This window comes from Halovenus carboxidivorans (assembly GCF_009831575.1).
Lineage (GTDB): Archaea > Halobacteriota > Halobacteria > Halobacteriales > Haloarculaceae > Halovenus > Halovenus carboxidivorans.
In genome coordinates, this window is record NZ_WUUT01000003.1 from 492,855 (window position 1) to 505,147 (window position 12,293).

At 64.6% G+C, this 12,293-nt stretch carries 15 protein-coding genes and 2 pseudogenes; 10 read left to right on the forward strand and 7 right to left on the reverse strand.

The window, feature by feature from the left end; genetic code table 11:
- The first annotated feature begins 11 nt into the window (after positions 1-11).
- A complete protein-coding gene (locus GRX03_RS10480; RefSeq protein WP_159764143.1) occupies positions 12-317 on the forward strand; it encodes a hypothetical protein in 306 nt (101 codons plus the stop codon).
- Positions 318-343: 26 nt separating this feature from the next.
- On the opposite strand, the gene GRX03_RS10485 is transcribed toward GRX03_RS10480, so the two are convergent.
- Positions 344-1,081, reverse strand: a complete 738-nt coding sequence (locus tag GRX03_RS10485; protein ID WP_159764144.1) for a proteasome assembly chaperone family protein — start codon at positions 1,079-1,081, stop codon at positions 344-346.
- Between the two features lie 190 nt (positions 1,082-1,271).
- Between GRX03_RS10485 and GRX03_RS10490 the strand changes: the two genes are divergently transcribed.
- Complete coding sequence (locus tag GRX03_RS10490) at positions 1,272-2,447, forward strand: glutathione-independent formaldehyde dehydrogenase (protein WP_159764181.1); 1,176 nt, start codon at positions 1,272-1,274, stop codon at positions 2,445-2,447.
- 33 nt (positions 2,448-2,480) lie between these two features.
- Complete coding sequence (locus GRX03_RS10495; protein ID WP_159764145.1) at positions 2,481-3,569, forward strand: CobW family GTP-binding protein; 1,089 nt, start codon at positions 2,481-2,483, stop codon at positions 3,567-3,569.
- Here the strand turns inward: GRX03_RS10495 and GRX03_RS16560 are convergent.
- Positions 3,563-3,712: a hypothetical protein gene (locus GRX03_RS16560; RefSeq protein WP_201289217.1), complete on the reverse strand. Its 150-nt coding sequence runs from the start codon at positions 3,710-3,712 to the stop codon at positions 3,563-3,565. The genes GRX03_RS10495 and GRX03_RS16560 overlap by 7 nt on opposite strands.
- 107 nt (positions 3,713-3,819) lie before the next feature.
- Here GRX03_RS16560 and GRX03_RS16565 point away from each other — a divergent pair, with 107 nt between their 5' ends.
- The 4 genes from GRX03_RS16565 (at position 3,820) to GRX03_RS10510 (ending at position 6,337) form a co-directional block, all read left to right on the forward strand.
- Entirely contained in the window at positions 3,820-3,975 is a 156-nt protein-coding gene (locus tag GRX03_RS16565; RefSeq protein ID WP_201289218.1) for a hypothetical protein, read from the forward strand.
- Positions 3,976-4,065: 90 nt separating this feature from the next.
- Positions 4,066-4,833 (forward strand): DUF1405 domain-containing protein, encoded by a 768-nt coding sequence (locus GRX03_RS10500; protein ID WP_159764146.1) that lies wholly within the window; start codon positions 4,066-4,068, stop codon positions 4,831-4,833.
- A gap of 81 nt (positions 4,834-4,914) precedes the next feature.
- The gene (locus GRX03_RS10505; RefSeq protein ID WP_159764147.1) at positions 4,915-5,583 is read left to right on the forward strand and encodes a potassium channel family protein; all 669 of its coding nucleotides are present in this window, start codon (positions 4,915-4,917) and stop codon (positions 5,581-5,583) included.
- A 286-nt stretch (positions 5,584-5,869) separates the two neighbouring features.
- Positions 5,870-6,337 (forward strand): DUF7384 family protein, encoded by a 468-nt coding sequence (locus GRX03_RS10510; RefSeq protein WP_159764148.1) that lies wholly within the window; start codon positions 5,870-5,872, stop codon positions 6,335-6,337.
- On the opposite strand, the gene GRX03_RS10515 is transcribed toward GRX03_RS10510, so the two are convergent.
- Together GRX03_RS10515 and GRX03_RS10520 are read right to left on the reverse strand one after the other, a co-directional pair.
- Positions 6,334-6,981, reverse strand: a complete 648-nt coding sequence (locus tag GRX03_RS10515) for a non-canonical purine NTP pyrophosphatase (RefSeq protein ID WP_159764149.1) — start codon at positions 6,979-6,981, stop codon at positions 6,334-6,336. The genes GRX03_RS10510 and GRX03_RS10515 overlap by 4 nt on opposite strands.
- Before the next feature lie 38 nt (positions 6,982-7,019).
- The gene (locus GRX03_RS10520; protein WP_159764150.1) at positions 7,020-7,304 is read right to left on the reverse strand and encodes a DUF5808 domain-containing protein; all 285 of its coding nucleotides are present in this window, start codon (positions 7,302-7,304) and stop codon (positions 7,020-7,022) included.
- Positions 7,305-7,597: 293 nt separating this feature from the next.
- Here GRX03_RS10520 and GRX03_RS10525 point away from each other — a divergent pair, with 293 nt between their 5' ends.
- The 3 genes from GRX03_RS10525 (at position 7,598) to truA (ending at position 9,660) form a co-directional block, all read left to right on the forward strand.
- On the forward strand, positions 7,598-8,407 hold the full coding sequence (locus GRX03_RS10525) for a TrmB family transcriptional regulator (RefSeq protein WP_159764151.1): 810 nt from the start codon (positions 7,598-7,600) through the stop codon (positions 8,405-8,407).
- A gap of 83 nt (positions 8,408-8,490) precedes the next feature.
- Positions 8,491-8,832: a cupin domain-containing protein gene (locus tag GRX03_RS10530; RefSeq protein WP_159764152.1), complete on the forward strand. Its 342-nt coding sequence runs from the start codon at positions 8,491-8,493 to the stop codon at positions 8,830-8,832.
- Between the two features lie 15 nt (positions 8,833-8,847).
- Positions 8,848-9,660, forward strand: coding sequence for a tRNA pseudouridine(38-40) synthase TruA (truA, locus tag GRX03_RS10535; RefSeq protein ID WP_368278313.1), 813 nt, complete (start codon positions 8,848-8,850; stop codon positions 9,658-9,660).
- Between the two features lie 18 nt (positions 9,661-9,678).
- Here truA and GRX03_RS10540 read toward each other — a convergent pair whose 3' ends face one another.
- From GRX03_RS10540 to GRX03_RS10550, 3 genes and pseudogenes are all read right to left on the reverse strand, one after another.
- Positions 9,679-10,542, reverse strand: a complete 864-nt coding sequence (locus GRX03_RS10540; protein WP_159764153.1) for a 2-oxoacid:ferredoxin oxidoreductase subunit beta — start codon at positions 10,540-10,542, stop codon at positions 9,679-9,681.
- Positions 10,543-11,841: pseudogene (sufB, locus tag GRX03_RS10545) on the reverse strand (Fe-S cluster assembly protein SufB); the annotation flags it as partial.
- Between the two features lie 100 nt (positions 11,842-11,941).
- Positions 11,942-12,283, reverse strand: a pseudogene (locus tag GRX03_RS10550) (nitrite reductase); the annotation flags it as partial.
- Between the last annotated feature and the right edge of the window lie 10 nt (positions 12,284-12,293).

Consider the following 12,293-nt stretch of genomic DNA (forward strand, 5'->3'; position numbering starts at 1 on the left):
TATACTGACATATGACAGAACACGAAGAGCAGACTCCTGTCGAGGCAGAGGCGAACCCGAAGAAACTCTCCGCGGTCGGCGGCTTCGTCGGGACCGTCCTCGGTTCGCGGCTGAGTCGTGGCGGCGCTATCATCGGCGGGGTCGTCGGCGGAACGCTCGGCTACCTGGCGGGCGCAGTCGGCCGGTCGCCGCCGGGCACCGCCGGAACCGACCCCGATCCAGTGGCGATCGACGTCGCTGACACGGACGAGGACTCGGCCGACGACGCCCCGTCGGAGGCGGACGACGGGGACGAACCGACGGCAGACGAAAAGTAAGCGATTCTGGCGGCCGGCGTTTTCAGCTACTGATACATCCCGAGCGGCCTGGCCTGGGAACTCTCCTGTTGGTTGGCCTCCTGCATGCGCTGTGCGAGTTTCTCGCGGGCCTCGGCAATCTCCTCGGCCTGATCGACCAGTTTCTCGGTCTCGATTTCGGTCGACAGGAACGGCTCGATCCCGTCGACGAGCAGGACCCGGGCCGCTTCGGGGTCGGGAAACTGCGCGTTGGCCTCGACGACCAGTCCGATCGCCTCCAGCTCCTGTTCGCTGGCCTCGGCAAGTAACGCGCCGGTCGGCCCGCTGATCATGCCGCTCTCGGAGGGTGCGTCGACGCCGTGTTCGGCCAGTCGGTCCTGCGCCGCGCCGACACCGACGCCGTACATCTCCGGCACGTCCTCCTTCTCCGACGGCAACCCGCTCAGATAGACCGGCAGTACGCCCTGTTCCGCCAGCCAGCCGGTTACGCAGGTCGCAAACTCCGGGGCTGACTCCGGCGAAACCGGGACGTCGCTTTGCAGGACGAGCAGATCCTGGTCCTCGTCGGCGTAAATGCGGACCGGTGGACGGACCGCCCGGTCGCCCTCCTCGTAGGTCGCCGCTCGCGGAAGCCCGTCGCAGTGACAGGAGGCGTAGTGGTCCATCTCGAACGTCTCGACGAGGTGATTCGCCGCAATCTTTCCGACGAGGCCGACGCCCGGCAACCCTTCTACGAGGATCGGCGAGTCGAGATCGAGATCAACGTGTTCCGTGATGTGTGCCATACTCGAACCCACGCGTCGGGCCAACTTAAGATTCGGTGACGGCGGAGCCGTTGGTCGACTCTCTCGACACTGATATCCGTTAACAAGGGTGTGTGGGGAGATAACAGGACCAACTAATACCGACACCCGTGTTAGCAGGTGCATTTATACATTGTTCCTCCGTAACAAATTGTGGTGGTAACACATGACAATGAAGGCCGTGGTCTACAAGGGGCCACGCGAGGTTGCGGTGGAGGAAGTACCAGAACCGGAGATCGAACACCCGAACGACATCGTCATCGACATCACGACGACGTGCATCTGCGGGTCGGACCTCCACATGTACGAGGGCCGGACCGCCGCCGAGGAGGGGCTGGTGTTCGGTCACGAGAACATGGGGATCGTCTCGGAGGTCGGAGACGCCGTCTCGACGCTCGAAGAGGGGGATCGAGTCGTCCTGCCGTTCAACGTCTCCTGTGGCTTCTGCCAGAACTGTGAGAACGGCTACACCGGCTTCTGTACGAACGTCAATCCCGGCTTCGCCGGCGGCGCGTACGGCTACGTCGCGATGGGCCCGTATCAGGGGGGACAGGCCGAGAAACTCCGGGTCCCGTACGCCGATCACAACGCGCTGAAACTGCCGCCGGGCGACGAACACGAGGACTCGTTCTCGCTGCTCGCCGATATCTTCCCGACGGGCTGGCACGGGACTCGCCTGGCGAACCTCCGGCCCGGCGAGTCGATTGTCGTCTTCGGGGCCGGGCCGGTCGGACTGATGTCCGCTTACAGCGCCAAGCTACAGGGGGCCTCCGAGATCTACGTCGTCGACCGGGTTCCGAGCCGACTCGAACTCGCCGAGGACCACTGTGACGCGACGCCGATCAACTTCGACGAGGGCGACCCCGTCGAACAGGTGATCGACGAACACGGCGGCGAAGTCGACAAGGGCGTCGACGCCGTGGGCTATCAGGCCCTCGATCCCGAGGAGACCGACAAGGGCGACGACTACGCCTACGATCCCGCCAAGGAGAACCCCGCGGTCGTCATCAACAGCCTGATCCGGGCGGTCCGGCCGACGGGCGAACTCGGCATCCCTGGGCTGTACGTCCCGGAAGATCCCGGCGCGCCCGACGACATGGCCGCGCAGGGACGGCTCGGAATCGACTTCGGGAAACTCTTCGAGAAGGGCCAGGCGCTCGGCACCGGCCAGTGTAACGTCAAATCGTACAACCGCGAGCTACGGGACATGATCATCGAGGGACGGGCCGACCCGAGTTGGGTCGTCTCTCACCGCGTCAGCCTCGACGAGGCACCCGAGATGTACGAGCGCTTCGACAACCGCGAGGACGAAGACGAGGCGATCACGAAGGTGCTGCTCGAGCCCTGATCTCCTCCGGCCGGACTCACGACTCACATATTTATGACCAACACACCATCCGAACAGGTTCCAGTAACGGTTATCACCGGCCCGCTCGGGGCCGGCAAGACGACGCTCGTCAACAGACTGCTCTCGAACCCCGGGGGCCGGCGGCTCGCGGTCATCGTCAACGACATGGGCGAGGTGAACATCGACGCCGAGTTGATCGAATCGGAAGCCGACGACGACGGGATCGTCGACCTCTCGAACGGCTGTATCTGCTGTCGGCTACAGGGCGATCTCCTCGAACAGTCCCGACGGCTCGCGACCGAACGCGAGTTCGACTACCTCGTCGTCGAGGCGTCGGGCATCTCCGAACCGCTGCCGATCGCCCGCACGCTCACCACCGGAACCGACGACGACCCGCCCGAGGCGTACACGCTCGATGCGGTGGTCTCCGTCGTCGACGCCTACGGGTTCTGGAAGGCCTTCGACCCGGAGGAATCGCTCCCCGAGGCCGCGCCCGATCCCGAACGCCCGCTGACCGACGTGCTCGTCGATCAGGTCGAGTTCTGTAACGTTCTCCTGCTGAACAAGTGCGACATGGTTCCCGACGACGCTCTCGAAGAGATCGAGGCGACGATCAGGGAACTCCAACCCGAGGCCGCGCTCTACCGGACGACCTACAGCGATGTCGACCCGGACGACGTGCTCGGGACCGGACTGTTCGACCTCGACCGGGCGAAACGTGCCCCGGGCTGGAAACAACACCTCGCGGGGGACGGACACGACCACGAGTCCGCCGCGGCGGCCCACGGCGTCGACTCCTTCGTCTACCGCGCGGACCGACCCTTCGAGTCCCGGGCCTTCGACGAGTGGCTCGACGACTGGGACGGTGATATCGTCCGCGCGAAGGGGTTTTGCTGGGTGGACACGCGACCGGAACAGGTGCTCGGCATGAGCCAGGCGGGTCCGTCGGTACAGGCCGGCCCCATCGGCGAGTGGGGCGAGGACGCGCCGATGACGAAACTCGTCTTCATCGGCCGGGAGTTCGACGAACGACGGATTCGCAGCGAACTCGACGACTGTCTCGCACCGGCCGACTGGGAGGCGGGGAGTCCGGACGCTGATCCGTTTCCCCGCGGTCAGTAGACCTCTTCGCTCAGTTCGTCCCAGGACTCGTGAAAGCCGTACTCGGCCTCCGTCGTCGCCGCCATCGCCTGCTGGTAGACCTCGTCGTACTCTACCAGCCGTTCCCAGCCGTCGTCGAAGCCGTAGTTACAGTACTGACACATACCCACGCCTTCGACCAGAGCCTGCTTAGCGGTTTCGGCGAGCCGGTTCGTTCGATCCGTGGCCCGTCGCAGCAACCTTTTTATGTGATCCTCACTGAACGGAGCCAATGGTCACGTACCGAAGCGGGAGTCACGTCCGGAGCGCGACGGATCTCGTCGAACGGGAGTGTGAACACTGCGACTGGGCGGCCGTCGCGGACGGGTATCCCGCGCTGGTCGAACAGTACCAGCAACATCTCCGTGCCGACCACCCGAGAGCCTGACTCCGATCCTGACCTGCCCTCACCGCGTCGGCCCCCACTTCGGCGCCGAGTCCCAACACAGTTTTCATCGGCCGGCCGGATACTCCGGTAATGAGTGCTGGTGTCGGGAACCGTATCGACGGGTTCGTCGCGACCTACTTCGACCGAGAGATTCCGGACCCGGAGGGGCTGCCGCGGTACGTCGCGCCGCTGCCGGAGTGGCTCGAAAACCTCGGGCTCCGGCTGGCGTGGCCGATTGCGCTCGTCAACCTCCTCGGGACGCTCTTTGGGTTCTGGTACTACGCGGGACAGCCGCTCGACTTCGCAGCGCCGCTAATCGAGGGCCAACTCGGTGCCGCCCCGGCGGCGGCGTATCCGCTCATCCCCGACTCGCCGGTCGCCACGATGTTCATCGGCCTGTCGTTGATCGCCTGGCGGCTCGACCTCGACGCCGGTCCCCTCCACACGCTCGCGTTTTTCGGCTGCATCAAACTCGGTCTCTGGACGCCGTACGTCCAGTTGGTGCTCAACGGTTCGCAGGGCATCGTTCCGTGGCTCTACTGGTTTCTGATCCTCAGCCACCTGGCGATGAGCGTCGAGGCGTTTCTGATCCACCGCTACGCCCGGTTCTCGGTCGGGTCGGTCGCCGTCGCCCTCGCGTGGTACGGTTTCAACGACGTGGTCGATTACTTCTGGCCGCTGCTCTCCGGCCCACATCACACCTGGCTCCGGGCTGAGCCAATCGTGGCCGGTGGATTCGACCACTCCGTGCCGGCGCATGATTTCGCCGCGGCCTGGGCAGTCGTGCTGACGTTCCTCGCGACGTTTCTGGCGCTTGCGACCCGGGTCGAGAAGTTGAAATTCGACGGCCGAGGGTAACCACACGCGGCCAGTGCGGGCTGTGATCCGACAGCTCTCCCGTGGGGTAGTATTTTCACGGAGGATGGTAAATGTGAACACATGAAATTCGTCATCGTCGGTTTCGGACGGGTGGGGATGCGTACGGCTCAGAACCTGCGAGCGGAGGGCCACGATGTCGTCGTCGTCGAACAGGACCCCGACCGCGTCGAGCGCGCCCGGACTGACGGGTTCAAAGTCATCCAGGGCGACGGCTCGACGGAGACGACGCTCGAACGGGCGAACCTGGACGAGACGGATGCCCTCGGCGGCCTCACCGGCGACCTCAACACGAATTTCCTCGCGTGTGTGATCGGCGACGCGCACGGCTGTCGGACCGTCCTGCGGGTCAACGAGGACTTCAGCGACGAACTCTACGAGAAGTACGCCGACAGCGTCGACGAGATCATCTACCCCGAACGGCTCGGCGCGGTCGGTGCGAAGACGGCGCTGCTCGGCGGCGACTTCGACGTGATCGCGGATCTGACCGAGGAACTGGCAATCGCGAGCGTCGAGATTCCCGAGGGGGCGCCGGTGGTCGGCAAACGCGTCGTAGAGGTCGACCTCCCGGGTGAGACACGCATCTACGCCCACGGCCGCGGAGACGAACCGATGTCGATCCCGCTGCCCCGGACGCGCATCGAGGCCGGAGACTCTCTCGCCATCCTGGCCGATCCGGACGCCCTTGCCGACGTTCGGGCTGCGCTCCGTGGCGGGGCTGTCGCTGAATGAGCCGAAAACGGGGGCGCGTGACGAAACACACCCGAAAGGCGCCGTGGAAGGATGGGAGCTGTGGGCACAAGATGTCTGGACACGCGCCCATCTGAACGCAGAGTGCTGACCATCATAAAGGGCCGTCAGACACGTGTCTGACCGGACCGCGAGCTTTTCCACGTCGCCGGACCTACCCGACGTATGACCGAACGACCGGACTGGACAGACCTCTTCGAGCGCGCCGCCGGCTACGAGGTGACGACCGAACAGATCAGCCAGGCGTTGGCGGCCAGACGGAGCCGCGATGACTGAGAGCGATCCGACGCGGATCGTCGCCGACGCGGACGTGCTGGCGGCAGATCTGTTGGTCGGCGGAGCGGCCCGTGACGCGCTCGATCACGTCCGCCGCCACGACTGGCTCTCCCTAGTCGCGAGTGATGCGCTTCTCGCGGACGCGACGGCGATCATCGCCGACCTCGCCGACGCCGCTCTCGCCGAGGACTGGCGCGACCGGATCGAGATAGAACGTGTGGCCGTCGACCACCCGGAGGGAGATCATCCCGGCGTGGCGTCGGCGTATCACGGCGAGGCCGCACACCTGTTGACCCTCGACGACGGGCTGTCGAGCGCGGCGGCCAACCGGTCGCTGCAGCCGCACATGGCACTCAGCGTTCGTTCACCCGATGCCTTCGCCCGACTGTTCGACCCAGCGAGTCTCTACGAGAGCGTCTACGAGGAGGCTTACCCGGGTCCGGACCGCGAGCCTCGTTAGCGCTCCGTCGTCTCGTACCACTCGGCGAACTTCGCGAGTGCCCGACCGCGGTGGCTGATCGCGTTTTTCTCTTCGGTGCTCATCTCCGCGTAGGTCTGTCCGTCGTACTCGAAGATCGGATCGAAGCCGAAACCGCCGTTACCCCGCGGTGCGACGATCTTCCCGCGTGCCGCGCCGGTGAACAGCCGAACGGGCAATCCCTCCCCGTCGACTTGTTCGTCTGTCGTCGCCCCGCCGCGGCGGTCGGCGGCGGTGTCCTGTCCTCGCCGTTCGGTATCGACCGGTTCGGGTGTCGCCTCGAAGCCCTCGCCGTCGCAGTAGGCGATCACCGCCCGGAAGGCCCCGCTGTGATCCGATTCTCTCTTCGTGAGTTCCCAGACCCGCTCGATGCCGAGTTTGTCCTCGACGTACGAGGAGTACGGACCCGGAAAGCCGTCGAGGGCGTCGATGGTCAGGCCGGAGTCGTCGACGATCACGGGTTCGCCGGCGTGTCGGTACGCCGCGCGCGCGCCATGGGCAGCGACGGTCGCGAGATCGGGGGCCTGTCGCTCCGGATAATCGAAATCGAGCTGTTCGACCGGTTCGTCCAGATACTCACGGGCCTCGGCGACCTTGCCGGGATTCGTCGTCACGAAGTTGATCATACCACCCGTCCGGGTTGGACGGACAAAATAGCCGCTATTTAATCGACGACGACCTCGACGGGTTCGTCTTCGTCACCCTCCTCGAGGACCTCGTCGTTCTCTTCGGAACCGGACCGCTCCTGATAGAGGAGCGCACCGACGACAGCGAGGACGATCCAGGAGCGCCAGTTCGCCAGGTTGAGCGTGTACCCGATGCCGAACTCCTTCTTGACGAGCATCTCCTCGCCGGGCTGCCAGTACGAGGAGAGCAGTCCCCTCAGACTCGGCTTCTCGAAGTTGTACGGAATCCCGAACAGTTCGCCCGAAGCGGGTTGGTCTGCCATATTTCTCCGTACACTCGCCTTCGTTAAGATGGTTTCCCTCCAGAGAAAGGTGGCTCCCGGCCTACAGTGGTTGGGACAATGTATTCCGGGAGCCACCTGACGGTACGATATGTCGGTTCATAATCTTTGTGATTGTAGTAATAACAAAATCCCACGCGTCCGACAGCCGTCGGTTTCAGTCCTGAGGGCGTATTTTACTCGAGATTCGAGCGTATATTAACTGTGGCGTCGGTTCTTACTCAGATTTAATAAGGATGGGTCGTAAAAATAGCTTCAGGCCGAGTGGTTGGGACATGTCAGAGCAAACTCCGCAAAATCGGGCCATCGAGGAGCTGGAACAGTTCGGGCTCCGAGAGTACGAAGCCAAGTGTTTCGTGTCGTTGACCAAGATCACCTCCGGGACCGCCCGGGAGGTGAGCGAGCACATCGACGTTCCGCGAACCCGGGTGTACGAGGCGGTTCGCTCGCTCGAATCGGACGGACTGGTCGAGATACAGCACTCTTCACCACAGCGGTTTCGGGCGATTCCGATCTCCGAGGCGCTACAGGTTCTCGAACGCGAGTACGAGGATCGGCTCGACCGCCTCGAACAGTCTCTTCGGCAGCTCGAACGACAATCCGACTCCGGGCACACGGACACCGATCCCGAGATCTGGTCGCTGACCGGCAGCGAGACGATCACGACCCGCGCGAAGCGACTGATCGACGGCGCGGAGTCGGAAGTGCTGGTGCTGTTCGGCGACGAACACGCCGTCTCCGACGCTCTCAACGAGCGGCTCATCCTGGCGGCCGACCGCGGCGTCGATGTCGTCGTCGGCGCGAGTTCCGAGACGCTCCGGTCGACGCTCTCCGAATCAGTCTCGGAACCGTTCGTCTTCGACTCGGAGTTCGAGTGGCTGAGCGGCCCGCACAACGGCCTCTCGTTCGGGCGACTCCTGCTAGTCGACGACGAGGGACTGCTCGCGAGCACGCTCGTCCGCGGCGGCGATAGCGTCCGCGAGCGTGCAGTCTGTGGCAACGGCTCCGCGAACGCCCTCGTATTCATTCTCCGACGGCTTCTCTCACAGCAACTCGGGCCTAAACCGACAGTCTGCGACGACTGAGCGCCGGGTTCTGCTCGAATCCTTCGACCCCCGGAGTCACAGCGACCGCATGAACTACCTATCTCCACGCCGTGTGTCGGGGTATGGAGTCGATGTCACCTGCCGACGGAGAGACCGTCGAAGCCGTCGACGGCGTCTATCTCACGCAACTCGTCTCGGGCGAGCGAACGAGCGTTCAGCACTTCCACATCGAATCGGGCGCGACCGTCCCGGAGCACAGCCACGAGCACGAACAGACCGGCTACGTCGCAAACGGCACGTTCACCTTCCTGATCGACGGCGAGGAGCACGTCATCAACCCCGGCGAGTCGTTCGTGATCCCGCCGAACGTCCCACACGCCGCGGAGAACCGCTCCGAGATGCCGGTCAACGGGATCGATGTCTTCAGCCCGCCCCGAGAGGAACCGCCGTGGCTCTCCGAATGACTCTCAGCTGAGTCGATGAGCATGCGCGCCTTCCGGGTCGCCTACGACGGCCGACCGTACCACGGCTTCCAGCGCCAGCCGGACGTTCCGACCGTGGAGGGGCGTCTCCTCGCGGCGCTTCGCGCGCTCGACGTCCTCGACGCCGACGAGGAGACGCCGCCGGGATACGCGGCCGCCGGCCGTACTGATGCCGGCGTCTCTGCCGTCGCCCAAACGGTGGCGTTCGAGGCTCCGGAGTGGCTTTCGCCGGCCACGCTGACCAGCGAACTCCCCGCGTCCGTTCGCGCGTGGGCGAGCGCCGACGCTCCCGCGGAATTCCACGCGACTCACCACGCGCGCAGTCGTGAGTACACGTACTACCTCCACGCTCCAGATGCGGATCTCTCCCGCACCCGGGCCGCTCTCGACCGCCTGGCGGGTTCCCAGGACTTTCACAACCTCACGCCCGACGAGACCGGGACGAAGCGTGACCTCTCGGCGGCGGTCTCTCGGGACGGGCCGTTGCTCGTGCTGTCCTTCCGCGCCGGTGGATTCGCCCGCCAACTCGTCCGTCGACTCGTTTCCGTCGTCGCCGAAGTCGCACGAGGCGAATCGTCTCTCGACCGGATCGACCGCGTGCTCTCACCGGAGCCACTGTCCGGCCCGGAGGGGGTGCCACCAGCGCCGGCGTATCCGTTGGTGCTGGCCGGTGTCGAGTATCCCGACCTCCCTTTCGAGTCGGATCCCGACGCCGTCCCCGCGGCCCGCGAGCTGTTCGATGCACAGCGCACAGAGTACACTGTCCGGGCTCGGGTCGCTGAGACCATCGCGGAGAATATCGATCACTGACTGCAAAAGCGGCGCCGCTCAGTAGAACTCGCGGACGAGGTCCGTGGCCCCGTCGGGCGCGCCGTCGGGGACGGTGTTCATGGGTTCGTCGATGCCTTCCTGCTGCTCGAAAGGAACGCTGTCCTCGTTCTGGTAGATGACGCCCTGGTACTCCTTGTCGCCGCTGAGAATGACCTCTTTGGCCTCTTCGCGACTGGTCGGATCGTAATCCTCCTCCTTGAGGTCGACCAGTGCGTCCCGGAAGTAGTCGTAGGTGTCGACGTCGTTGAAGGTGACACACGGCGAGTAGACGTTGACGTAGCCGAAGCCGTCGTGTTCGACCGCTTTCCGGACGATTTCGGCGTGACGCTTGGAGTCGGAGCTAAAGGACTGGGCGATGAACGTCGCGCCCGAGGCGAACGCCAGTGCCAGCGGATTGACCGGCGGCATGTTGGTGCCGTCCGGCGAGGTCGAGGTCTCGAAGTCCTCCCGTGACGTGGGCGATGCTTGGCCCTTGGTGAGCCCGTAGATGCGGTTGTCCATGACGACGTAGGTCATGTCGACGTTGCGGCGGACAGCGTGGACGAAGTGGCCGGCACCGATGGAGTAACCGTCGCCGTCGCCGCCGGCGACCATCACTTCCAACTCGGGGTTGGCCATTTTGACGCCGATGCCGACGGGGAGGGCGCGGCCGTGGACGCCGTGCAGCGCGTAGCTGTGCATGTAAGTGCCGATCTTGCCGGAACAGCCGATGCCGGCGACGACGAAGGTGTCGTCGGGGCTGTTGCCGGTCTCGGCGAGGGCTTTCATCATGCCGTTCATGGTGCCGAAGTCGCCGCAGCCCGGACACCAGGTCGGCTGCTTGTCCGATTTGAAGTCGACGAAACGTACCTCAGAGCTCATCTATCCGAGACTGCCCTCCATTTCGAGTTCGATCAGTCGGTTGAGTTCGACGGCGTATTCGATGGGCAGTTCCTCGGTGATCGGTTCGATGAAGCCGGCGACGATCATCTGCTTGGCGTCGTCGTCGTCGAGGCCGCGGCTCTGCAGGTAGAACACGTCTTCGTCACCGATCTTGCCGACGGTCGCCTCGTGGGCCACGTCGACGTCGCTCTCTTGGATCTCCATGTACGGCATGGTGTCCGACGTGGAGGTGTTGTCGAACATCAGCGCGTCACACTCGACTGCGGTCGAGGAGCCTTCGGCGCCGTCGGCGATGTGGACGAGTCCGCGGTAGTTGGTGCGGCCGCCGTCCTTGCTGATGGACTTGGATTCGATGGTCGAGGAGGTGTTCGGCGCGTTGTGGTAGACCTTCGCGCCGGTGTCGATGTCCTGCCCCTCGCCGGCGAAGGCGATAGTGATGTGGTTGTCCGTCGCACCCGGCCCCTTGAGGACCGTCGACGGGTACAGCATCGTCGCCTTCGAGCCCATCGAGCCGGAGACCCACTCCATCGTGGCGTCGGCCTCTGCAATCGCTCGCTTGGTGTTGAGGTTGTAGGTGTTTTTCGACCAGTTCTGGACCGTCGAGTACTGGACGTGCGCGCCCTCCCGGACGAACACCTCCACGCCGCCGGAGTGCAGATTGAACTCGGAGTACTTGGGAGCGGAACAGCCCTCGATGTAGTGCACCTCGGAGTTCTCCTCGGCGATGATCAGCGTGTGCTCGAACTGCCCCATGCCGTCGGAGTTCATCCGGAAGTACGCCTGCACTGGCATGTCGACGGTGGTATCCTCCGGCACGTAGACAAAGCTCCCACCGGACCAGATCGCACCGTGCAGCGCCGCGAACTTGTTGTCGCTCGGCGGCACCGCCTTGGTCATGAAGTGTTCTCTGACCAGTTCCGGGTGCTCTTGGACGGCCTGGTCCATGTCACAGAAGATGACGCCTTTGTCCTCCCAGCGCTCCTGCATGTTCTGGTAGACGATCTCGGATTCGTACTGCGCGCCGACGCCGGACAGCGCGTTTTTCTCGGCTTCGGGAATGCCGAGTTTGTCGAAGGTGTCCTGGATCTCCTCGGGCAGGTCCTCCCAGTCGTCGACGCCGCCGCGGGTCTCGATGTCCGGGCGGATGTACGGGACGATCTCGTCGATCTCGACCTCGCTGAGGTCGGGTGCGCCCGGCCAGTCGTCGGGCATCGGCATCTGCTTGAACTGCTTTAGGGCGCGCAGACGCCGTTCGAGCATCCACTCGGGCTCGTCTTCCGGGGCCGTAGACGGCGTGGAGGTCGATGTTGTGCGGCATCGAGTTCGACTCGTCGTTGGTGAGGGTGATCCGGACGGTATCACCGCGACGGACCCGGATCATCGGGCCGGGAACCCGGCCGTCGAAGGTCATGTAGTCGAAGGTGACCCCGGGTTCGATCTCGGCGGTCTGTTCGAGGGTGGTCATCTCGACCTCGTGGTGGCGCGGCTCCGACCAGTCGACGGGGTCGGGGAGGTCGGTGGGATCGGCGGCGATGCGGTCGGTGTCGACGGACTTTGCCGGTGCCGGTCCGTCGGGTTGCTGGGTGGCTTGCATTGGCTCGTTGGGTTCGGATTCAGTGTCGACGGCGGAATCGAGACAGCCCGCGAGTGCGAGCGCACTCGTTCCCCCGGCGGCCGCTGCGAACTTCCGTCGCGTCGTGGTGGCGTTTTCGGTTTGCATTGTCGTTCAC

Excerpts from the sequence above, each read along its gene's own strand:
- GRX03_RS10480 (WP_159764143.1), top strand. The coding sequence starts at position 12 with ATGACAGAACACGAAGAGCAGACTCCTGTCGAGGCAGAGGCGAACCCG.
- GRX03_RS10485 (WP_159764144.1), bottom strand. The coding sequence starts at position 1,081 with ATGGCACACATCACGGAACACGTTGATCTCGATCTCGACTCGCCGATC.
- GRX03_RS10490 (WP_159764181.1), top strand. The coding sequence starts at position 1,272 with ATGAAGGCCGTGGTCTACAAGGGGCCACGCGAGGTTGCGGTGGAGGAA.
- GRX03_RS10495 (WP_159764145.1), top strand. The coding sequence starts at position 2,481 with ATGACCAACACACCATCCGAACAGGTTCCAGTAACGGTTATCACCGGC.
- GRX03_RS16560 (WP_201289217.1), bottom strand. The coding sequence starts at position 3,712 with ATGTGTCAGTACTGTAACTACGGCTTCGACGACGGCTGGGAACGGCTG.
- GRX03_RS16565 (WP_201289218.1), top strand. The coding sequence starts at position 3,820 with ATGGTCACGTACCGAAGCGGGAGTCACGTCCGGAGCGCGACGGATCTC.
- GRX03_RS10500 (WP_159764146.1), top strand. The coding sequence starts at position 4,066 with ATGAGTGCTGGTGTCGGGAACCGTATCGACGGGTTCGTCGCGACCTAC.
- GRX03_RS10505 (WP_159764147.1), top strand. The coding sequence starts at position 4,915 with ATGAAATTCGTCATCGTCGGTTTCGGACGGGTGGGGATGCGTACGGCT.
- GRX03_RS10510 (WP_159764148.1), top strand. The coding sequence starts at position 5,870 with ATGACTGAGAGCGATCCGACGCGGATCGTCGCCGACGCGGACGTGCTG.
- GRX03_RS10515 (WP_159764149.1), bottom strand. The coding sequence starts at position 6,981 with ATGATCAACTTCGTGACGACGAATCCCGGCAAGGTCGCCGAGGCCCGT.
- GRX03_RS10520 (WP_159764150.1), bottom strand. The coding sequence starts at position 7,304 with ATGGCAGACCAACCCGCTTCGGGCGAACTGTTCGGGATTCCGTACAAC.
- GRX03_RS10525 (WP_159764151.1), top strand. The coding sequence starts at position 7,598 with ATGTCAGAGCAAACTCCGCAAAATCGGGCCATCGAGGAGCTGGAACAG.
- GRX03_RS10530 (WP_159764152.1), top strand. The coding sequence starts at position 8,491 with ATGGAGTCGATGTCACCTGCCGACGGAGAGACCGTCGAAGCCGTCGAC.
- truA (WP_368278313.1), top strand. The coding sequence starts at position 8,848 with ATGAGCATGCGCGCCTTCCGGGTCGCCTACGACGGCCGACCGTACCAC.
- GRX03_RS10540 (WP_159764153.1), bottom strand. The coding sequence starts at position 10,542 with ATGAGCTCTGAGGTACGTTTCGTCGACTTCAAATCGGACAAGCAGCCG.